22 protein-coding genes are annotated in these 18,746 nt (G+C 67.3%); 9 read left to right on the forward strand and 13 right to left on the reverse strand.

All coding sequences use genetic code 11. The features are described 5' to 3' along the window. Window positions 1–45: 45 nt before the first annotated feature. Together A5733_RS07290 and A5733_RS07295 are read left to right on the forward strand one after the other, a co-directional pair. A complete protein-coding gene (locus tag A5733_RS07290; protein WP_076239663.1) occupies window positions 46–687 on the forward strand; it encodes a class I SAM-dependent methyltransferase in 642 nt (213 codons plus the stop codon). Beyond that, the gene (locus A5733_RS07295; RefSeq protein WP_067769448.1) at window positions 684–1,424 is read left to right on the forward strand and encodes a TIGR00730 family Rossman fold protein; all 741 of its coding nucleotides are present in this window, start codon (window positions 684–686) and stop codon (window positions 1,422–1,424) included. The genes A5733_RS07290 and A5733_RS07295 overlap by 4 nt, the downstream gene beginning before the upstream one ends. Window positions 1,425–1,440: 16 nt before the next feature. Here A5733_RS07295 and A5733_RS07300 read toward each other — a convergent pair whose 3' ends face one another. Genes A5733_RS07300 through A5733_RS07310 form a run of 3 tightly spaced genes read right to left on the reverse strand, consistent with a single transcriptional unit; the run spans window position 1,441 to window position 3,791 of the window. Continuing rightward, a complete protein-coding gene (locus A5733_RS07300) occupies window positions 1,441–2,253 on the reverse strand; it encodes an exodeoxyribonuclease III (RefSeq protein WP_076239650.1) in 813 nt (270 codons plus the stop codon). Between the two features lie 24 nt (window positions 2,254–2,277). After that, window positions 2,278–3,198 carry a GNAT family N-acetyltransferase gene (locus tag A5733_RS07305; protein WP_076239651.1) on the reverse strand — a complete coding sequence of 307 codons (921 nt, stop codon included), beginning with the start codon at window positions 3,196–3,198 and terminating at the stop codon, window positions 2,278–2,280. Next, window positions 3,198–3,791, reverse strand: coding sequence for a peptide deformylase (locus A5733_RS07310; protein ID WP_067769442.1), 594 nt, complete (start codon window positions 3,789–3,791; stop codon window positions 3,198–3,200). The genes A5733_RS07305 and A5733_RS07310 overlap by 1 nt, the downstream gene beginning before the upstream one ends. Window positions 3,792–3,929: 138 nt before the next feature. Here A5733_RS07310 and A5733_RS07315 point away from each other — a divergent pair, with 138 nt between their 5' ends. From A5733_RS07315 to A5733_RS07335, 5 genes are all read left to right on the forward strand, one after another. After that, window positions 3,930–4,241: a DUF3263 domain-containing protein gene (locus A5733_RS07315; protein WP_067769440.1), complete on the forward strand. Its 312-nt coding sequence runs from the start codon at window positions 3,930–3,932 to the stop codon at window positions 4,239–4,241. Window positions 4,242–4,315: 74 nt separating this feature from the next. Further along, complete coding sequence (locus A5733_RS07320) at window positions 4,316–4,786, forward strand: LytR C-terminal domain-containing protein (RefSeq protein ID WP_197508265.1); 471 nt, start codon at window positions 4,316–4,318, stop codon at window positions 4,784–4,786. 10 nt (window positions 4,787–4,796) lie between these two features. Then, a complete protein-coding gene (locus A5733_RS07325; protein WP_067769436.1) occupies window positions 4,797–5,507 on the forward strand; it encodes a superoxide dismutase family protein in 711 nt (236 codons plus the stop codon). Further along, complete coding sequence (locus tag A5733_RS07330) at window positions 5,488–6,618, forward strand: glutamate--cysteine ligase (RefSeq protein WP_076239652.1); 1,131 nt, start codon at window positions 5,488–5,490, stop codon at window positions 6,616–6,618. The genes A5733_RS07325 and A5733_RS07330 overlap by 20 nt, the downstream gene beginning before the upstream one ends. A 63-nt stretch (window positions 6,619–6,681) precedes the next feature. Beyond that, window positions 6,682–7,308 (forward strand): LON peptidase substrate-binding domain-containing protein, encoded by a 627-nt coding sequence (locus A5733_RS07335; protein WP_076239653.1) that lies wholly within the window; start codon window positions 6,682–6,684, stop codon window positions 7,306–7,308. Between the two features lie 7 nt (window positions 7,309–7,315). On the opposite strand, the gene A5733_RS07340 is transcribed toward A5733_RS07335, so the two are convergent. The 9 genes from A5733_RS07340 to A5733_RS07380 all read right to left on the reverse strand — a co-directional run bounded on the left by A5733_RS07340 (window position 7,316) and on the right by A5733_RS07380 (window position 15,938). Beyond that, window positions 7,316–8,221, reverse strand: a complete 906-nt coding sequence (locus A5733_RS07340) for an SAM-dependent methyltransferase (RefSeq protein ID WP_076239654.1) — start codon at window positions 8,219–8,221, stop codon at window positions 7,316–7,318. Window positions 8,222–8,697: 476 nt separating this feature from the next. Next, complete coding sequence (gene mnhG / locus A5733_RS07345) at window positions 8,698–9,051, reverse strand: monovalent cation/H(+) antiporter subunit G (protein ID WP_076239655.1); 354 nt, start codon at window positions 9,049–9,051, stop codon at window positions 8,698–8,700. Then, complete coding sequence (locus tag A5733_RS07350; protein ID WP_067769426.1) at window positions 9,048–9,359, reverse strand: monovalent cation/H+ antiporter complex subunit F; 312 nt, start codon at window positions 9,357–9,359, stop codon at window positions 9,048–9,050. The genes mnhG and A5733_RS07350 overlap by 4 nt, the downstream gene beginning before the upstream one ends. Further along, the gene (locus A5733_RS07355) at window positions 9,356–9,898 is read right to left on the reverse strand and encodes a Na+/H+ antiporter subunit E (protein WP_067769424.1); all 543 of its coding nucleotides are present in this window, start codon (window positions 9,896–9,898) and stop codon (window positions 9,356–9,358) included. The genes A5733_RS07350 and A5733_RS07355 overlap by 4 nt, the downstream gene beginning before the upstream one ends. Next, a complete protein-coding gene (locus tag A5733_RS07360) occupies window positions 9,895–11,493 on the reverse strand; it encodes a Na+/H+ antiporter subunit D (protein WP_067769422.1) in 1,599 nt (532 codons plus the stop codon). The genes A5733_RS07355 and A5733_RS07360 overlap by 4 nt, the downstream gene beginning before the upstream one ends. After that, window positions 11,490–11,957, reverse strand: a complete 468-nt coding sequence (locus A5733_RS07365; RefSeq protein ID WP_067769420.1) for a Na(+)/H(+) antiporter subunit C — start codon at window positions 11,955–11,957, stop codon at window positions 11,490–11,492. The genes A5733_RS07360 and A5733_RS07365 overlap by 4 nt, the downstream gene beginning before the upstream one ends. After that, window positions 11,954–14,836, reverse strand: a complete 2,883-nt coding sequence (locus tag A5733_RS07370; protein ID WP_076239656.1) for a Na+/H+ antiporter subunit A — start codon at window positions 14,834–14,836, stop codon at window positions 11,954–11,956. The genes A5733_RS07365 and A5733_RS07370 overlap by 4 nt, the downstream gene beginning before the upstream one ends. A 157-nt stretch (window positions 14,837–14,993) precedes the next feature. Continuing rightward, complete coding sequence (locus A5733_RS07375; protein WP_076239657.1) at window positions 14,994–15,443, reverse strand: DUF1707 domain-containing protein; 450 nt, start codon at window positions 15,441–15,443, stop codon at window positions 14,994–14,996. A 105-nt stretch (window positions 15,444–15,548) separates the two neighbouring features. Further along, window positions 15,549–15,938 carry a hypothetical protein gene (locus tag A5733_RS07380; protein WP_076239658.1) on the reverse strand — a complete coding sequence of 130 codons (390 nt, stop codon included), beginning with the start codon at window positions 15,936–15,938 and terminating at the stop codon, window positions 15,549–15,551. Between the two features lie 21 nt (window positions 15,939–15,959). Here A5733_RS07380 and A5733_RS07385 point away from each other — a divergent pair, with 21 nt between their 5' ends. Together A5733_RS07385 and A5733_RS07390 are read left to right on the forward strand one after the other, a co-directional pair. Continuing rightward, window positions 15,960–16,541: a TetR/AcrR family transcriptional regulator gene (locus tag A5733_RS07385; RefSeq protein WP_076239659.1), complete on the forward strand. Its 582-nt coding sequence runs from the start codon at window positions 15,960–15,962 to the stop codon at window positions 16,539–16,541. A 36-nt stretch (window positions 16,542–16,577) separates the two neighbouring features. Next, entirely contained in the window at window positions 16,578–17,033 is a 456-nt protein-coding gene (locus A5733_RS07390; protein ID WP_076239660.1) for an SRPBCC family protein, read from the forward strand. Between the two features lie 447 nt (window positions 17,034–17,480). Here A5733_RS07390 and A5733_RS07395 read toward each other — a convergent pair. Next, the coding region (locus A5733_RS07395) for an AAA family ATPase (RefSeq protein ID WP_142253853.1) at window positions 17,481–18,746 on the reverse strand (1,266 nt) is incomplete at its 5' end.

Genomic DNA, 18,746 nt, shown 5'->3' on the forward strand with positions numbered 1-18,746 from the left:
GGGAGCCGACAATCAGGCTTGAGCGGCCGACCTACACTCGGGTTGGTGACCACCACACAGCGTCGCGGATTCAACGACGCCATCACGAGTTTCTGGAGTTTCGCCGCACCGGCCTATGACCAGGGTTGCCTTCAGCGGTGGGTGTACCGGCCAGCCCAGGATGAGGTGATCGCCCAAGTTCAGGAGCGCGGTGCCGGTTCGATCGCCGACGTCGCCTGCGGCACCGGCATCCTGGCTGACCGGATCCAGCGGGAACTGCAACCCGATGAGGTCTACGGCCTGGACATGTCCGATGGCATGTTGGCCCAGGCCCGCAAGCGTTCTGGCGATGTGCGGTGGAAATCGGCCCCTGCCGAGGAACTGCCTTTCCAAGACGGTTTCCTGGACGCCGTGGTGACCACGTCGGCATTTCACTTCTTCGACCAGCCCGCCGCGCTCGCCGAGTTCTACCGGGTGCTGGCGCCCGGGGGAATGGTGGCGGTGACGACGATGAGCCCGCGCCGCACCTTCCTGCCGCTGCACGCGCTCTCGGCCGACCTCGGTGCACCCGCGCACAGCCCCACTGAGAAGGAGATGCGTGCGCTGTTCGAGGCGGCCGGATTGACCGTCGTCGAGCAGCACCGGGTGCGCCGGCCGGTGTGGACGCCGATCTCCGACGTGATCACCGTGGGCGTCAAGCGCGCATGACCGAGAACGAGGACGGCCCGTTTCAGATTCGCGGCCCGGTACAACTGCGTCGAGAACGGTGCGCCGACACGACCGCCGATCAGCGTCTGTTGGACCGCCGCGGCCCTACCGACTGGGTGCACACCGATCCCTGGCGGGTGCTGCGCATCCAGGGTGAATTCGTCGACGGTTTCGATGCCTTGGCTGAAATGCCCAGGGCGGTCACGGTTTTCGGCTCGGCTCGGACGGCTCCGCATTCGCCTGAGTATCGGTTGGGTGAGGAATTGGGCATCGCGCTGGTGCGGGCCGGCTATGCGGTGATCACCGGCGGCGGCCCGGGATCGATGGAGGCCGCCAACCGCGGGGCAAGTGAGTCCGGCGGCTACTCGGTGGGTCTCGGCATCGAGCTGCCCTTCGAGCAGCGCCTCAACCATTGGGTCGATCTCGGCATCAACTTCCGCTACTTCTTCGTGCGCAAGACGATGTTCGTCAAATACGCGCAGGCATTCGTCTGTCTGCCCGGCGGGTTCGGCACCCTCGACGAGCTGTTCGAGGCGCTCACCCTCGTCCAGACGCACAAGGTCACGAAGTTTCCGATCATCTTGCTGGGCGTCGATTACTGGTCGGGTCTGATCGACTGGATCCGCAATACGGTTCTGCGCGAAGGGAAGATCTCCGAACCTGACCTGGCGCTGCTCCATTGCACCGACAGCGTGGCAGAGGCCGTGGAGATCATCGCGGCGTCGGCATCGGAGTAGGCGTCGCCGTCAAGCGTCAGCTCAACTCCACCACGACGGGGGCGTGGTCGCTGGGGGCGGTGGTGCCTTTCTTGGGGCGCCGTTCGTCCTTGACGATCTCGGCGTGCGTCACCCGGGAGGCGAGGCCAGGGGAGCCGAGGATGAAGTCGATGCGCATGCCGCGGCGCTTCTGAAATGCCAGCTGCGTGTAGTCCCAGTAGGTGTAGATCCCTGGGCCGGGGGTGAAAGGGCGCACCACATCGGTGAATTGGGCGTCGTGCATGGCCTGGAAGGCAGCCCGCTCCGGCTTGGACACATGGGTGCTGCCCTTGAATGCGGCCATGTCCCAGACGTCCTCGTCGGTGGGCGCGATGTTCCAGTCGCCGACCAAGGCGATGGGCTGCTCCGGGTCGTCCTTGAGCCATCCGGCGGCGGTATCACGAAGGGCGGCAAGCCAACCCAGCTTGTAGGTGTAGTGCGGGTCGGCCAGGGTGCGACCGTTGGGCACATACAGGCTCCACACCCGCACCCCGCCGCACGTGGCACCGAGCGCGCGGGCCTCGGCGGTGGCCTCTTCTTCGGGTTTGCTGCTCCAGGTCGGTTGCCCCGGAAACCCGATCTCGATGTCGTCGAGGCCGACCCGTGAGGCGATGGCGACGCCGTTCCACTGGTTGAGCCCGATGTGGGCCACCTCGTAGCCCAGCGCGGCGAACGGCATCATCGGGAACTGCGCGTCGGTGCACTTGGTTTCCTGCATGGCCAGGACGTCGACGTCGGCGCGTTCGAGCCAGTCGACCACGCGGTCCACTCGAGTTCGGATCGAATTGACGTTCCAGGTGGCCAGGCGCATGGGGTTAGAGGGTACGTGCCGGCCTCAGGCGAGCAGGTCGTCGGCCGCCACATAACGGGTTTGGTGGTGCAACCGGAAACCGAGCGACGTGTACAACGCGATGGCCTCGTGGTTGTCGACCTCGACCTGTACGTAGGCCCGGGTCGCGCCGACCTGCGTGCCCCAGACCAGCAGCGCTTCGCACAGCGCCCGGGCGTGGCCTTGACGGCGATGCTCAGGCGAGACCCGGACCGAGGAGATGCCCAGCCAGGATGTGCCGTCGGCCGATTGTGTGACGGCGCCACGGCCGACGGCGCAGCCGGCCGCGGTCGCGAAGGTCAACTGCCCATCGACCACGGCCGTCAACACGTCGAGGGGAACCTCGCGGTCGTAGATCCGCAGCCACTGTGCGTCCGGTTGCTGCTCCAGCGTGACGCTCGAGGCCGAGGGTTGCGCCGGCGTGACAGCCGACGGGGGAGTGGGCAGCTCGCGCACCATCACCCGCGTCGGCTTGATGCCCGGGTTGCGCACCGGCAGCAGTCGTTCGGGCAGGGCCAGCCAGGCCGGCAGGTCACGTTCGCGGTACCAGCCGCGCACCGCGTCCAGATCGGCGATCTGCGCCGACACGCCCAACGGAATCGCCGAATTGGCGCGGCTCGTGACACCGTGTCCGGCGCGCAGCAGCCAACCCCCCAGCCATTGCTGTTCGGCGCCGGGCCAGGCCAGTGCTGCGGCATGTTCGAGCGCACGGATCTGCGAGGCCCGCACCGGGGTGTGCGACAACTCGCGCACGCTCACGACGTCGTCCGGCGCGATCTCGACGAGTTCGCCGTCCTTGGTGCGGATCTGCACTGTCGGCGCAACACGTTCGACGTAACCGATGACATCGGTGAGCGGCTTGGCCGCCCCGGCCGGCAACCGGTAACGCAGGCTGACCCGGGACCCGAGTGCCGGCAGGTCGGGCATCAGTGGCCGAACGGGTCGGGGACCTCGCCGGGCATCCAGGACAGGCCGGGCACACCCCAGCCGTTGCGCTTGACGGTCTTCTTCGCCGCGCGGGCATAGCGGCCCACGAGGCGGTCGATGTAGAGGAATCCGTCGAGGTGACCGGTCTCGTGCTGCAGCATGCGGGCAAACAGGTCGGTGCCCTCCAGGGTGACCGGTGACCCGTCGGCGTCCAGCCCGGTGACCCGCGCCCAGTCGGCCCGGCCGGTCGGGAAATTCTCGCCCGGAACGGACAGGCAGCCTTCCTCGTCCTCGTCGGGGTCCGGCATCGTCTCGGGCACTTCGGAGGTCTCGAGCACCGGGTTGATGACCACGCCGCGGCGGCGGGTCGTGTGCCCGCGGGTGGCGGCGCAGTCATAGACGAACAACCGCTTGGCCACACCGATCTGATTGGCGGCCAAGCCAACTCCGTTGGCGGCGTCCATGGTGTCGAACATGTTCTGGATGAGTTCAGGGAGGTCTGCGGGAAGCGAACCGTCCGGGCCGACCGGCACCGGCTCGGTCGGCGTGTGCAGAACGGGATCCCCGACGATGCAGATCGGTACTACGGCCATGGGGGAAGCTTAAGGTGGCAATGGAACTGGTCCGACTCGCGGGTTTATGTGTCAGCCAGACCCAGCAAGCCGTGGTTGAATAATCGACGAACCACAGCGATGTAATTTTTCGAGTGTCGGAAGGGTCCAAGGAGCAATATGGACGGCGCTATCGCGCGGACTGAGCAATCCGGGGATGACTCTGATCTGACCGATGGGCTAACCCGTCGCGAGCACGACATCTTGGCGTTCGAACGTCAATGGTGGAAGTACGCGGGCAGCAAGGAAGACGCGATCAAAGAGCTGTTCTCGATGTCGGCAACCCGGTACTACCAGGTGCTCAATGCGCTCGTGGACCGCCCTGAGGCGCTGGCTGCCGACCCGATGCTGGTCAAGCGGTTGCGTCGGTTGCGGGCGAGCCGTCAAAAGGCACGGGCTGCGCGGCGGCTCGGCTTCGATATCACTACCTAGGGGTCGCTCCACACGCGAGGAGGACAAATGGGTGGAGTGCGGCATCGGGCGGTTCGCTCGATACAGTGGTGGCGATGAATCAGCGAGACTCCTCCGGGCTACCCCTGCGCGCCATGGTGATGGTGCTGTTGTTCCTCGGGGTGGTGTTCCTGCTGGTCGGCTTCCAGGCGCTCGGCTCCGATGACGACTCGGCGGACCAGTCGTCCGTGGCGACGACGAGCGCGACGACCACTGCCGCGAAGACGTCGACCAAGGCCGCACCGGCCCCCGAGATCAAGGCCGACGTGCGGGTCTACAACATTTCTGATGTCGCGGGTGCCGCCGAGACCGCGGCCAACCAGTTGCGTGAGGCGCACTGGAACGTGACCGAGACCGGCAACCTGGTGATGGAAGGCGTCGCGGGCACCACGGTGTTCTTCGGTGACACGCCGGACGAGAAGGAAGCCGCCGAAAACGTGGGCAAGGTCCTGCATGCACCCGTCGAACCCCGGCGCCCGGAACTTATCGAGCAACCACCGGGAGTGATCGTGGTGGTCACCGGCTAGGCTTTGGGCCATGCTGAAGCCCGTCAGTGTTGCCTTCTTGTTCGCCGCCCCTGTCGTCGCGCTGAGCGCCTGCAGCCCGCCTGGACAGGTGCCCTCCGACGCCCCCGGCACCACGCCGGCGATCTGGACCGGATCGCCCTCGCCCTCGGCCGCTCCCGGTGAGCACGGCAGCGGGCACGGTGCGCAGGCCACCACCGGTGGTGAGACGCTCACCGCCGAGCTCAAGACCGCCGACGGAACCTCCGTGGCCACCGCTGACTTCCAGTTCGCCGACGGTTTCGCGACCGTGACGGTGGAGACCACCGCCCCGGGCAAGCTCGCCCCCGGCTTCCACGGACTGCACATCCACTCGGTCGGCAAGTGCGAAGCCAACTCGGTGGCCCCGACCGGTGGCGCGCCCGGCGACTTCAACTCGGCCGGTGGCCATCTCCAGGTCTCCGGGCACACCGGACATCCCTCCAGCGGTGACCTGAGCTCGCTGCAGATCCGTGCCGACGGCTCGGGCAAGCTGGTGACCACCACCGACGCCTTCACCGCCGAGGATCTCACCGGCGGCGCCAAGACCGCGATCATCATCCACGAGAAGGCCGACAACTTCGCCAACATCCCGCCGGAGAAGTACCAGCAGGTCGTCGGCGGCGCACCCGGGCCCGATCAGGCGACCTTGGCTACCGGCGACGCCGGAAGTCGGGTGGCGTGCGGTGTTATCGGCGCCGGCTGACAGCCGGATCGATTTCGCCGGGTCGCCCCGGCCGACGGTCGGCGTCGAATGGGAGTTCGCTCTCGTCGACGCCGACACTCGTGATCTGAGCAACGGCGCCGCCGAGGTGATCGCCGAAGTCGGCGAGACCCCGCACGTGCACAAGGAGCTGCTGCGCAACACCATCGAGATCGTCACCGGGATCTGCGACAACACCGGTGAGGCGATGGATGACCTGCGCAGCACCCTCGGCCCCGTACGCAAGATCGTGCACGACCGTGGCATGGAGTTGTTCTGCGCAGGGACCCATCCGTTCGCGAAATGGTCGGCACAACAACTGACCGACGCGCCGCGCTACGCCGAGCTGATCAAACGCACCCAGTGGTGGGGGCGACAGATGCTGATCTGGGACGTGCACGTGCACGTCGGGATCTCCTCGGCGCACAAGGTGATGCCGATCATCTCGTCACTGCTCAACCAGTACCCGCATCTGCTGGCGCTGTCGGCGTCGTCGCCGTTCTGGGACGGTGAGGACACCGGATATGCCAGTAACCGGGCGATGATGTTCCAGCAGTTGCCGACGGCCGGCCTGCCGTTCCAGTTCCAGAGTTGGCGCGAGTTCGAGGGCTTCGTCCACGATCAGAAGAAGACCGGGATCATCGACCACCTCAACGAGATCCGTTGGGACATCCGGCCTTCCCCGCACCTCGGCACGGTCGAGGTGCGGATCTTCGACGGCGTGTCCAACCTGCGTGAGCTGGGCGCACTGGTGGCGTTGACGCACTGCCTGATCGTCGACTTGGACCGCAGGCTCGACGCCGGTGAGCAGCTGCCGACCATGCCGCCGTGGCATGTCCAGGAAAACAAGTGGCGCGCGGCCCGGTACGGGCTCGACGCGGTGATCATCCTGGACGCCGACAGCAATGAGCGACTGGTCACCGAGGACCTCGACGAGTTGTTGAATCGTCTTGAGCCGGTGGCCAAGTCGTTGCGGTGTGCCGACGAGTTGGCCGCGGTCACCGACATCTACCGCGGCGGCGCGTCGTACCAACGCCAGCGCCGAGTGGCCGAGGAGAACGACGGCGACCTCCGCGAAGTCGTCGACGCGCTGATCGGCGAACTGCAGCTTTAGGCCTGGGCGTGCATTGACCAAACGCGCATTGACCAAATCGAGGGCGAGGACGATCCTGGCCGAATGACGGTCTCACCGATGTTTCCACTCGAAGTGGCGATGCTGCCCGGCCAGGAGCTGCCGCTACGGATCTTCGAACCGCGGTACGTGGCGATGGTGGCTGACTGTATGGCCATGTCGGAGCCGTCTTTCGGGGTGGTGTTGATCTCGGCCCGACGCGAGGTGGGCGGCGGTGAACGGCGCTGTGACGTCGGAGCGCGGGCCAAGATCATCGACTGCCAGGAGTTCGGCGTCGGCAAGTACCGGCTGTTGTGCATGATGGGCGAACGGATCCGGGTGCAGCGGTGGCTCGACGACGATCCGTACCCGCGCGCCGAGATCGAGCCCTGGCCCGACGACCCGGACCAGCCTGCCGACCCCGCTCGCATCGGGGAGGTCGAAGACCGGATGGTGGCGTTGCTGGACCGGATCGGCGAGGCGCGCGGTACCCCGCTGCGAAGCCGCGAGATCGTGGAGTCCGCTCGGTTGGACCCGGGTAACCGCTTGTACGCCTTGGCCACTCGGTTACCGATGGGACAGGCCGACCGCTACTCGCTGCTGGCCGCGCCGTCGGAGGCGGCCCGGGTGGAGGCACTCGGTGAAGCGGTGGACACCGTCGCCGCGATGGTGGAGTTCCAGCTCTCGGAGTAGCTCTCGGTCACCCCGCGGTCATCACTCCTTCGACGAACTCAGTCGACATGGACAGGTCGGCGGTGTCCTCGGGAAGGGCGCGGTGGTAGCGCGCCATCATGTCGTCGGCCGGGAGCGCCGCGACCTGCCAGCAGCGTTCGCTGAGCCAGTCGGCGACGTGGGGACGTTCCTCGACGAACCACAACTGCTCCGGGTCGGGCATGTCCTCGCCGGCCTCGGCGGCCTGTGCGCGCATCTGCTCGATGCGCGCACGGCGGCGGGCCAGATGGTCCTCGGAGAAGAAGTCTGCGCTGAAGGCCTCGACGGCGATCCGGCTGTCGCGCGCCGACAATTCGGTGATCCGCTCGAACAGCAGATCCTGCGCCTCGGCGGGCAGGTAGGGCAGCAGCCCCTCGACCGCCCACGCGGTCGGCTGTGACTGGTCGAAACCCGCCTCCTGCAATGCTTCCGGCCAGTCCTGACGCAGGTCGACACCGACCGCGGCATAGCGGACCGTCGACATCACACGGTGTGCGGCCAGCACCGCACCCTTGAACTGCAACACCTGCGGCTGGTCGATCTCGAAGATCACGCTGTCGTCGATCCACGGCAACCGCCACGCGCGGGCGTCCAGACCGGCCGCCAGGATCACGGCCTGGCGGATGCCCGCGGCGCCGGCGGCCACGAAGAACTCGTCGAACCACTTGGTGCGGGAGGCGGCGTAGTTGCCGATGTCGCGGATGCGCTGGGCCATCGCGCCGGCCGGTGGACGCCAGCCACGCTCGGCGGCGGCGTCGAGAAACATCTGGGCGTAAGGATCGGTGAACAGCGGGGTGTCTGAGGCGGTTTCGGCGGCCCGCGCCATCGCCACACCGAGCGCAGTGGCCCCCACGCTCTCGGTGATCTCCCAGCTGTCGTCGTCAGTTCTGGTCATCGCTGCCAGTGTGCCCCCTCAAGCCCGACTTCAGACATTTCCGGGGCAGGCCGAGTCGGCTTTCGGCGTGTCGCGTGACGGGACGGGGTGCCGGTCTGCCCGCCTATCCGCGACTTTTCAGCGACTATCGCCGCATCGGCACAACGGGCACCGTTGATCACGCGGCCGATGATGACTTCCGTCGCTCACGCCTCATCCGCCTCGCTCGTCACGGATTTTCCGTTGCCCAGCTATCAGCGACGGAGTCGCTGACAGCCGGACATTGGGCAGATGATGCTGATGCGGCTGGTGATGCGCGAGTGTCAAAAACCCTGAGCGACAATGGGTTTACTGATTCTGCAGTTGCTGGTGTGGCGATTGTCGCTCAGTTGTCGCTAACAGTCGGGCACATCGGATACCCCTCCGGCAACCGCGAAGACGTGGCTGGGCCGGGGCCGGGGCACGACGTGTGCACCTGCCGAGTGACGCCAGGAACCTCACTGCGCGTCATCGCGGCCGGGCTCCTCGAGTTCGGCCATCTCGTCCCGGGTCAGCAGATCGTCGCGGATGTTCTGTTCGTGGTAGGCAAGCTGGCCGACGCGATTGGCGATCACCGGTGCGGTGATCAAGGTGAACAACCCGGTGAGGATGACCATGCCGATATCGGCGTGGCCGCGCAGTCGGATCGCCGCCCCCGCCAACACCAGCAGCAGGCCGAGCACCTGGGGCTTGGTGGCCGCGTGCATACGTGAGAGCGTGTCGGGGAAACGGACCACACCGATCGCCGCCGTCAGCGCCAGGGTCGATCCACTGAGAATCATTACGGCGGTGAGGATGTCGAGAATGTTCATCGCCGCTCCCGGCCCAGCCCTCGCCGCGGCCGCCGCCGCGGCTGCGGATCGTCGGTGTCCGGCACGCGGAAGCGAGCCACGCTCACCGAGCCGACAAAGCTGATCAACGCCAGCGCGGTCAGGCTGTAGGTGACCGTGGTGTCGAGGCTGAACGCCGCCCAGGTGCCGATACCGCACATCGTCACCGCGATCAGGGTGTCCAGCGAGACCAGCCGATCCAGGGTGCTGGGCCCGGCCAGTACGCGGAACATGGTGATCGCGGCCGCGGCAGTCAACATGACCGCCGCGATGATCCAGACCGTCGTCATGTGTGACCCGCCTCCCGCTCGGCCGACGGTTGCCAGTCGCTTTCCCGCTCAAAGGCGGCCACCAGCATCCGCTGGATCTGCTCGACCTGCCGGTAGAACCGCTGCACCGTGCTCTCCGATCCGACGTCGATGACGTGCATGTAGAGAATCCGGCGGGCCTGATCGATCTCCAGCACGATCGTGCCGGGAATGACGTTGAAGATGTTGACGGCCAAGGCCAGCACGAGATCCGACTTCACGGCCGGCAGGTTGGCGCGCAGCACGGCGACCAGTGGTGGTGGTCCGGGGCGGATCGCCAGCCAGGCCACCTGGAAGGACGACAACACCATGTAATAGCCGACCACCGCAACGAGTTTCAGCAGCGACAGCGGGTGCAGCCGACCCTCGACCGGCACCGACGGCAGTGGCAGCAAGACGGTGATGACCAGTGCCACCACGAGCCCGCCGGCCACATTGGCGACGCTGAAGTGGCCCCACAACAGCACCCAGACCAGCGTCAGGAAGCACACCAGCCAGATCCGCAGCGCGAGATGTCTCATCGTGATGAGCCTCCCAGCACCGCCGAGATGTACTGCCCGCGGTCGATCACCTCGGCCGCCGACCGTTCGCCGTAGCCGAAGATCGGGCCGGCCGCGATCGTCAGCGCCAACCCCACGACGATCAGCGCGGCGGTCGGCACCAGCATGCCGCTGGGCATGCGCCCCACACTGTCGCGGTCGGCGAACTCGATGTCCTCGGAGTCGTCGAGCAGCACCGCAGGCGCAGCCGCGGCCAGATGGCCTTCGGGCGCGTCGGCCCGAGACCGCCAGAACGCCTTCGTCCACACCCGGGCCACGACATAGAGCGTCAGCAGGCTCGTGACAACGCCGCCGGCCACCAGCGTCCAGGCCAGCGGTGAGCCGTTGGCAGCGCCGGCTTCCATCAACGCGACCTTTCCGATGAAGCCCGAGAACGGCGGGATACCACCCAGATTCAGCGCGGGGACGACGAACACGAAGGCCAGCACCGGGCTGGCAGCGGCCAGGCCGCCGAGCCGGTTCAGGGTGGATGCACCGGCTTGGCGCTCGATCAGGCCGACCACGAGGAACAGTGTCGTCTGCACGACGATGTGGTGCGCGACGTAGTAGATGGCCCCCGACATGCCCAGCTCGTTGCCCAGCGCGACGCCGAACACCATGTAGCCGATGTGGCTCACGAGCGTGAAGGACAGCAACCGTTTGATGTCGCTCTGCGCGATGGCGCCGAGGATGCCGATCACCATGGTCAGCAACCCGGCCACCAGCAGTACAGAATCCAGGCTGCCGCCGGGGAACAACAACGCGTGGGCCCGGATGATTGCGTAGACACCGACTTTGGTGAGCAAGCCGGCGAACACCGCGGTGACCGGGGCCGGCGCGGTCGGATACGAGTCGGGCAGCCACGTCGACAGCGGGAACACCGCCGCCTTGATGCCGAAGGCCACCAGCAGCACCGCGAACAACGCGTTACGGGTTCCGGCGGGCACGTCGTCGAGGCGCACGGCCAACTCGGCCAGGTTCAGCGTGCCAGTGGCGGCGTAGACCAGGGCGATGCCGATCAGGAAGATCAGCGACGACACCATCGACACCATGACGTAGGAGATGCCCGCCCGGACGCGTTCCTCGCTGGCGCCGATCGTCAACAGCACGAAGCTCGCCGACAGCAGCACCTCGAAGCCGACGAACAGGTTGAACAGGTCACCGGCCAGGAACGCGGTACACACCCCGGCCGAGAGCACCAGATAGGTCGGCATGAAGATCGACACGGGCTGGCGTTCGTCGCCGTCACGGATGCCCTGCCCGATGGCGTAGGCGACCACCGCGAGCAACACGATCGCGGACACCACCAGCATCAAGGCCGACAACCGGTCGACCACCAAGGTGATGCCCAGCGGGCCCATGCCGGGCACGCTCTGCCCCCAGCCGCCGACGTGCAGCACCAGGGTGCCGTCGCGATCGGCGAGGTACACCAGGGCCGCACACACCGCGACCACGGCCACGAGTGCGACCTGAGTGATCAGGCGCTGCAATTGCGGCCGCCGCCCAGCCACCAGCGTGATCGCCGCGGCCAACGCCGGGATCAGCACCGGCAGCGGCATCAATGCCTGAGCCGTCATTTCGAACCCTCGAATCCGGGCAGCGCATCGAGTTCGTCGGGCGCGTCGGTGTCCAGATGGGGTTCGGGTTCGAGGATCTCCTCGTCGGGGCCTGGCTCGGTGCCGGCCTGCTGCGAGACGCGCGTGTCCTCGGGGTCGTTGCTGACCTCTTCGACCGTGGTCAACCGATAGGACCGGTAAGCCAGGGCCAATACGAACGCGGCGATCCCCATGCTGATCACGATGGCGGTCAGGATCATGCCCTGTGCCAAGGGATCAGCGGTGGAGGATGCATCGTCGCTGGTGCGCCCGCGGATCGGCGGATTACCGCCCGCCCCACCGACGGTCAGGATCAGCAGGTTCACCGCGTTGCCGATCAGCAACAGCCCCAACAACATCCGGGTCAGGTTGCGCTCGAGAAGCAGATACACCCCGGCGCTGGTCAGGCCGCCGATGATGATCAGCGGAATCATGAACGTCGTCATCGCGTCATCGCCTTCGAAGTCGCCGGGGCACCGGTGGTTTCCACGTCCACCCGCGCACCGAGGCTGCGTAGCACGTCGAGCACCAGGCCGACCACGATGAGGTAGACACCCAGATCGAAGAACAGCGCGGTGACGAGCTTGACATGGCCGAACACCGGAAGGTCGAACTGGAGAACCGCCGAGGACAGGGCGGGGGCACCCAACAGGATGGAAGTGACGGCCGTGCCGGCCGACAAACCCAACCCGGTTCCCAGGATCTTGCCCGCGTCCAACGGCAGGGTCTCGCCGAGTTCGTAGCGGCCGCCGGCCAGATACCGCAGCACCAGCGCCAAACCCGCGGTGAGCCCACCGGCGAATCCTCCGCCGGGCGTGTTGTGCCCGGCGAAGAAGAAGTATGCGGACAGCACCATGATCAGCGGGAAGATCACCCGGGTGGCGACCTCAAGCACCAGTGACCGGTACCGCGGATCGCGCATCTCCGACCCGCGCAGCCAGGTGACATCGCCGATGGCCGGACTGTAGGCGCCGACGGGTCCGATGTCGGGTTGTCCCGGGGCCGCGCTGACCCGCGGGGCGGTGCCGAAGCGGCGGTGCCGGAACACCAGCGAGGCCACCCCGGTCGCGGCGACCAGCAGCACCATGATCTCGCCCATGGTGTCCCAGGCGCGGATGTCCACCAGCAGGACGTTGACGGTGTTGGCGCCGTGCCCGCGGTAGTAGGCGGCATCCGGCAACAGCTCGGCGATCCCGAGGCCGGTGCGGGCGGCCATCGCGTAAACGGCCAGGCACGTGACGGCGGCGCCGACCGCCAGGGCCAGCAGGGCCCGCGGCAGGCGGTGGCTGTTGATCTTGGCGGCGTCGGCCTCGGCCGGCAGAGTTCGCAGCACCAGCACGAAGATCACCAAAACCAGTGTCTCGACCAGGAATTGGGTCAACGCCAGATCGGGTGCGCCGTGGAAGGCGAAGATGGCGCCGCAGCCGTAGCCGGTCACCCCGACCAGCAGCACCGCGGCCAGGCGGTTACGCATCACGACCGCTCCCACCGCGGCGGCCAGCATCAGCAACCCGACGACCACCTGCAGCGGCGAATCCCACAACGCGAAGTCGGGGTGATCGCGGGCGCCCAGGGCCAAAGTGGCGAGCGGGAGCGCCACCAGCGTGCACAGGATCACCGACTGGGTGGCGGGCAGCGAGCCGCGTTGTGTCGACCCGGTCAGGCGTAGCGAGATCACGTCGAGGCCCCGGATCGTCGCGTCGTACATGCGGTCGGCGTTGCCCAGCGGCTGATACGCGAATCGGGTGCGGGGCAGGCGACGACGCGTGACGAACGCCGCGGTGCCGACGGCCAGCACCACGACCGACAACACCAGCGGCAGGCCGAACCCGTGCCACAGCGCCAGGTGATAGCCGGACCCGCCGGGCATGGTGTCGGCGTATTCGTCGAGCACCGCGTCGAGCCCGGCCGGCCAGAGCCCGAACACCAGGCCGGTCGCGGCCAGGACGGCCGGAGCAGCGAGGAAGGTCGTCGACGGGCGGTGCATCTCGGTGACCCGGGCGCTCGGCTCAGGCGAGCCCTTGCCCGCGAACGCGCCCCACATGAAACGCAGGCTGTAGATGGTGGTGAACACCGAGCCGACGACGATGCCGGTGAGCACGTACGGCGCGGCCGAGCCGAGCGCCGGGCTGTGCAACACCGTCTCCAGGTCGGCCTCCTTGGCGACGAAACCGAAGAACGGTGGCAGCGCGGCCATGCTCGCGGTGGCGGCAGCGGCGATGAACAACAGCGGGCGATGTTGACGGCCCAACCCGGCCAGGCGCCGGATGTCGCGGGTGCCGGTGGCGTGGTCGATCACGCCGACCACCATGAACAGCGATGCCTTGAACATCGCGTGCGCGCAGAGCATGGCGAGGCCGGCCAGCATCATGTCGCTGCCGCCGGTCCCCACCATCACGGTGATCAGACCCAACTGGCTGACCGTGCCGAACGCCAGGATGAGTTTGAGGTCGTATTCGCGGACCGCGCGCCAGCCGGCCAGCAGCATCGTCACCAGTCCGAGGCCTACCACCATTGGACGCCAGAACGAGGTGTCGGCGAAGCCGGGTGCCATGCGGGCCACCAGGTAGACACCGGCCTTCACCATGGCCGCGGCGTGCAGGTAGGCGCTCACCGGAGTGGGGGCGGCCATGGCGCCGGGCAGCCAGAAGTGCAGCGGCACGATGGCTGACTTCGACAGGGCGCCGACGAGGATGAGCGCGACTCCGACGGCAGCGGCCGTGCCCTCCGGAGGCGCCGCGATCAGTTCGGACAACAGGTAGGTGCCGGCCAGATTGCCCAGCACGATGATGCCGACGAGCATCGCCAGCCCACCGAACGTCGTCACCAACAGGGCCTGGGTGGCCGCCCGGCGGCTGGTGGCCCGCTCGGCGTAATGGCCGACGAGCAGGAAGGACAGCACGGTGGTGGTTTCCCAGAAGATGTAGAGCACCAGCATGTTGTCGCTGATCACCAGGCCGAACATGGACCCGGAGAATGCGACGAGCTCGGCGGCGAAGCTGGGCAGCCGCTTCTCGATGCGTCCGTCGTGGTGGTGGAAGTACTCGCCGCAGTAGAACAGCACGAGGGCACCGATGGCCAGCACCAGCACGCTCATGATCGCGGCGAGTGAGTCGAACCGCAGCGCGATGTCCATCGACAGTTCGGGAACCCACGGAATGTTCAGCGTGGGCACGCGATCGTGGCTGGGCCAGTTCGACGCGACCCAGGCCAGCGAACCGAGCGGGACCAGCGCGAGCGGATAAAACGCCCTCCGTCCCCATCTGGCCACCAGAAGTGGCGCCAGCGCGGTGGCGACCGCGTGGGCGAGCAGGACGGCGAGCATGGCACTCCGATCGGGTTGGGGTCGGGGTGTCAGCCTTATAGCTATGCGGGTGCTACGGCTTTTCGGGCTTTGGTTAAAGCCATTCTACGTGGGCCGTTGTGGCGAAGTGGGGGCGGCAGGAGCCCTCGCCGGACAATCGGCGAGACGTGCCGTCGCGCTAGGCGCTTGGCGCCGGGCTCATCGAACGGTGGGCCCACACCGGAATCGCGTGGGAGACCACGCCGATGCCCCAGCCCATGATCGGCCAGACCGGCCAGAAGTACCAGCCGCCACCGCCGAGTCCGACGGCCAGCCAGATGCCGAGCATGAGCAGCGAACCGGCGACGTAGCCGGCCAGATGGATTCCGACGCTTATTTGGGCGGCCCGCTGTTGGGCGGCGCGGCGGCGGGGGTCGTGACGGCGGAGCCTGGTGACGGGTAGATCGGCGACGAGCTGACCCAACGCGTCGGTGGTCTGGGCCCGGAACGTCGCCTGCAGCCGGTCCTCGTATTCGGGCATGGTCAGGTAGCCCTGGGTGAGGGCCTGGCCGAGATCGTTGGCGGTCCGTTCGCGCTCCCGGTCACCGGCGCGGGCGGGTTCGACGGTGGGTAGGGCGGTGTCGGCCATGTCAGCTCCCGTGGATCTAGTCAGTGACTAGTTGAAGTGTTCCACGTGAACTTGTCACCGTCAAGATGTTGGCCGCGGTTTCTTTATGTGTGAGGCGACGCAGGGTCACGCCAGCACGTCCGGCCGCGGACGAAGCTGTCCGGCAATCCTTTTCAGGGTCTGACGCACCGCCACCACGTGGAGGCCCGAGCTGATCACCGCGGTGCGGTAGATCTTGCCGTGCAGGCCCGGGAAAGCCGCCCACGTCTGTGAGCGCACCCGGGTGTGATGCGGGCCGAGGGTGTCCAGCTCGAAAATCCATTCGTAGATCGAGAACGGGTGGCGGCCTTTGAGAACCAGGCGTTCGCGGGGGATGCGCTCGCCGATCGCGAACCCGAACGGGGCGCGCGGATTGACGGGATCGCCGCACAGGGTGCGCAGGACGGCGGCCCATGTCGTGGCCGCATCGGCCTCGACGGTTATGGCATGCTCATCGATATAGGGTAAACGTTCCATATAGAAGGACCGTACTAGATCATGGCCCCGCCGCGGAAGCATGAAACCGACGCAATCTTGGATGCGACCCGGGCGCTGGTCCTCGCCGAAGGGCCCCGCGCCGCCAGCGTCGCGGCAATCGCCAAGGTCAGCGGGGCGCCGGCGGGCACGCTGTACCACCGCTTCGGCAATCGCAACGGCGTGCTGACCGCCGCCTGGCTGCGGGCGCTGGAGCGCTTTCAGTCCCGCGCTCTGGCGGCCGCCGGGACGGACCCGGTGGAGGTGGCAGTGGCGATGGCCGTCGCAGCCGTCGGTTTCGCCCGTTCCGTACCCGACGATGCCCGGTTGCTGCTGACCATCCGGCCCAGCGACCTGCTCGACGGGGAGCCTGACGCGGAGTTCACCGCGACGCTGGCGGCGATGAACGCGCCACTGGTGGACCGGCTGCGAGGGCTGTCCCGTGAAATCTTCGGTGGCAATGACGCGCGGTCGATGGACGCGATTTCACGAGCCGTCGTCGACCTGCCCTACGCAGTGGTGCGCCGCCACGCCAACGACGCCGAACTGCCCACGTGGTTGGAAGACGACCTGGCCGACGCGGTACGGAGGTTGTTGGTTCGGTAGCGAATTCCCGCGGCGGTGCTGGGTAAGGTTTTGCCTATGGATGAGAAGGCCGAAGGCGCAAGGGTTGTCGCAGCCAGTCGAGAGATCGCCGCGCCGGCGGAGGTGATTTTCGAGCTCATTGCTGATCCGGCTCAACAGCCGCGCTGGGACGGCAACGACAACCTGGCCGAGGCGCCGGCGGGGCAGCGAGTGCGTGAGGTCGGAGACGTGTTCACGATGACGATCACTCAGGGGAGTGACCGGCAGAACCACATCGTCGAGTTCGAGGAAAGTCGACTTATCGCGTGGCGGCCGTCGGAAGTCGGCAAAGAGCCGCCCGGCCATCTCTGGCGTTGGCAGTTGGAGCCGCTGGGCGACAACCGAACCCTGGTCACCCACACTTACGACTGGTTGCAGCTCACGGATGAGAAACGGTTGGTGCGCGCGCAGGCGACCACTGCGGACAAATTGCGGGCATCGATCGACCGGTTGGCCGCACTGGCGGAGTCGTAACGGGCCTCATTTGTCCTTCGGCCGCCGCGCCGAAGCAGGGGGCGTTGTGCCCGCTTATGAGCGACAATCAAGCGACAATCGCCACATAGGTACTCATTGATAACTATTGCCACAAGGACGCTCTTTACTCCTGTCACTTGTGTGTGTTTTCGCCTCAGCGGCAACGGTTTTCGGGTTGTCCAGCTATCAGCGACGGTGTCGCTGACAGTCGGGCAATGGACTGGTGAGGCTGACGAGACACCAGAACAATATGGGTCGGATGTGACTACCCGCTGTGGGGCTGGCGTTCCCCATGTGGCGCAGGAGGCGATTGTCGCTCGATTGTCGCTTGTAGGCGGGCATCTCGACTCCCCTTCCGGAGGCGCGATCGGTGAGGCGCCTGTGACTCGGGGGACGACGAGTGGTCAGCGGCTCGAGGGCTTTCGGGCGGGCCCGGGGCGGGAGGCCTTAGCGCCCGGCCGCGAACTCCCGCAAAGACTGCACCTGCGCCGCATCGAGCGACGGGCGCACGGTCTCACGGGCTTTCGCCACGTCGGCCGCGGTGACGTCGGCCGCATCGATCGACCGCCGCATCGCCGTCATCGCCGCCTCGCGCAGCAGCGCCACGCAATCGGCCGCGCTGTAGCCGTCCAACTCGGCCGCCAGGGCGTCGAGGTCGACGTCGGCGGCCAAAGGGATGGCTTTGCCTGAGGTACGCAGGATCTCGCGACGTGCCTCGGCGTCGGGCGGTTCGACGAACACCAGCCGCTCCAAGCGGCCGGGCCGGAGCAGCGCGGGGTCGATGAGATCGGGCCGGTTCGTCGCACCCAGCACCACGACGTCGCGCATCGGCTCGATGCCGTCGAGTTCGGTCAGCAACGAGGCCACCACGCGGTCGGTCACCCCGGAGTCGAAGCTCTGTCCCCGTCGCGGGGCCAACGCATCGATCTCGTCGAGGAACACCAGCGACGGCGCGGAATCCCTGGCCCGGGCGAACAATTCGCGAACGGCCTTCTCCGAGGAGCCGACCCACTTGTCCATCAGTTCGGCACCTTTGACGGCATGCACCGAGAGCTTCCCCGAGCTGGCCAGCGCCCGCACCACAAAAGTCTTGCCGCATCCGGGCGGCCCGTAGAGCAGCACGCCGCGCGGCGGCTGGATACCCAGCCGCTGGAACGTGTCGGGATGCTGCAGCGGCCACAGCACCGCCTCGGTGAGGGCCTGTTTGGTCTCGACCATGTCGCCGACGTCGTCGAGCGTGACCGAACCGACCGAAACCTCCTCGGCCGCCGACCGCGACAACGGCCGGATCACCGTCAGTGCACCGGTCAAATCCTCTTGCCACAGCACCGGCTCATTGCCGTCGGCACTGGCCCGTGAGGCGGCCCGCAGCGCACCCTCGCGCACCAGGGCGGCCAGGTCGGCGACCACGAAACCGGGTGTGCGGTCTGCAATTTCGCCAAGATTGAGCTCGGCCGTCGGGACACCGCGCAGCAGCACTTCCAGTAGCGACTTGCGGGTGGCGGCGTCGGGCAGGGTGAGGGCCAGTTCGCGGTCGCACAGATCCGGCGCGCGCAAGCGCGGGTCCACCCCGACGGGAACGGCCGACGTCGCGACGAAGGCCACCCCGGCGGTGGCGACCGCGTCCCGCAGCTCGGCGATGATCAGGGCGGCCACCGGTTCGGGCAGCGGCCACGGCTCGTGGAAGCTCGCGTCCTGCAACTCGATCGCGGC

Source organism: Mycobacterium sp. NS-7484, assembly GCF_001953975.1.
Classification (GTDB): Bacteria; Actinomycetota; Actinomycetes; order Mycobacteriales; family Mycobacteriaceae; genus Mycobacterium.

Bases quoted from the DNA above. Each gene is read 5' to 3' on its own strand.
- A5733_RS07295 (WP_067769448.1), top strand. From the start codon at position 684: ATGACCGAGAACGAGGACGGCCCGTTTCAGATTCGCGGCCCGGTACAA.
- A5733_RS07315 (WP_067769440.1), top strand. From the start codon at position 3,930: ATGGACGGCGCTATCGCGCGGACTGAGCAATCCGGGGATGACTCTGAT.
- A5733_RS07355 (WP_067769424.1), bottom strand. From the start codon at position 9,898: ATGAGACATCTCGCGCTGCGGATCTGGCTGGTGTGCTTCCTGACGCTG.
- A5733_RS07385 (WP_076239659.1), top strand. From the start codon at position 15,960: ATGGCCCCGCCGCGGAAGCATGAAACCGACGCAATCTTGGATGCGACC.
- A5733_RS07325 (WP_067769436.1), top strand. From the start codon at position 4,797: ATGCTGAAGCCCGTCAGTGTTGCCTTCTTGTTCGCCGCCCCTGTCGTC.
- A5733_RS07365 (WP_067769420.1), bottom strand. From the start codon at position 11,957: ATGACGACGTTCATGATTCCGCTGATCATCATCGGCGGCCTGACCAGC.
- A5733_RS07335 (WP_076239653.1), top strand. From the start codon at position 6,682: ATGACGGTCTCACCGATGTTTCCACTCGAAGTGGCGATGCTGCCCGGC.
- A5733_RS07340 (WP_076239654.1), bottom strand. From the start codon at position 8,221: ATGACCAGAACTGACGACGACAGCTGGGAGATCACCGAGAGCGTGGGG.
- A5733_RS07300 (WP_076239650.1), bottom strand. From the start codon at position 2,253: ATGCGCCTGGCCACCTGGAACGTCAATTCGATCCGAACTCGAGTGGAC.
- A5733_RS07370 (WP_076239656.1), bottom strand. From the start codon at position 14,836: ATGCTCGCCGTCCTGCTCGCCCACGCGGTCGCCACCGCGCTGGCGCCA.
- A5733_RS07375 (WP_076239657.1), bottom strand. From the start codon at position 15,443: ATGGCCGACACCGCCCTACCCACCGTCGAACCCGCCCGCGCCGGTGAC.
- A5733_RS07305 (WP_076239651.1), bottom strand. From the start codon at position 3,198: ATGCCCGACCTGCCGGCACTCGGGTCCCGGGTCAGCCTGCGTTACCGG.
- mnhG (WP_076239655.1), bottom strand. From the start codon at position 9,051: ATGAACATTCTCGACATCCTCACCGCCGTAATGATTCTCAGTGGATCG.
- A5733_RS07360 (WP_067769422.1), bottom strand. From the start codon at position 11,493: ATGACGGCTCAGGCATTGATGCCGCTGCCGGTGCTGATCCCGGCGTTG.
- A5733_RS07350 (WP_067769426.1), bottom strand. From the start codon at position 9,359: ATGACGACGGTCTGGATCATCGCGGCGGTCATGTTGACTGCCGCGGCC.
- A5733_RS07380 (WP_076239658.1), bottom strand. From the start codon at position 15,938: ATGGAACGTTTACCCTATATCGATGAGCATGCCATAACCGTCGAGGCC.
- A5733_RS07310 (WP_067769442.1), bottom strand. From the start codon at position 3,791: ATGGCCGTAGTACCGATCTGCATCGTCGGGGATCCCGTTCTGCACACG.
- A5733_RS07390 (WP_076239660.1), top strand. From the start codon at position 16,578: ATGGATGAGAAGGCCGAAGGCGCAAGGGTTGTCGCAGCCAGTCGAGAG.
- A5733_RS07320 (WP_197508265.1), top strand. From the start codon at position 4,316: ATGAATCAGCGAGACTCCTCCGGGCTACCCCTGCGCGCCATGGTGATG.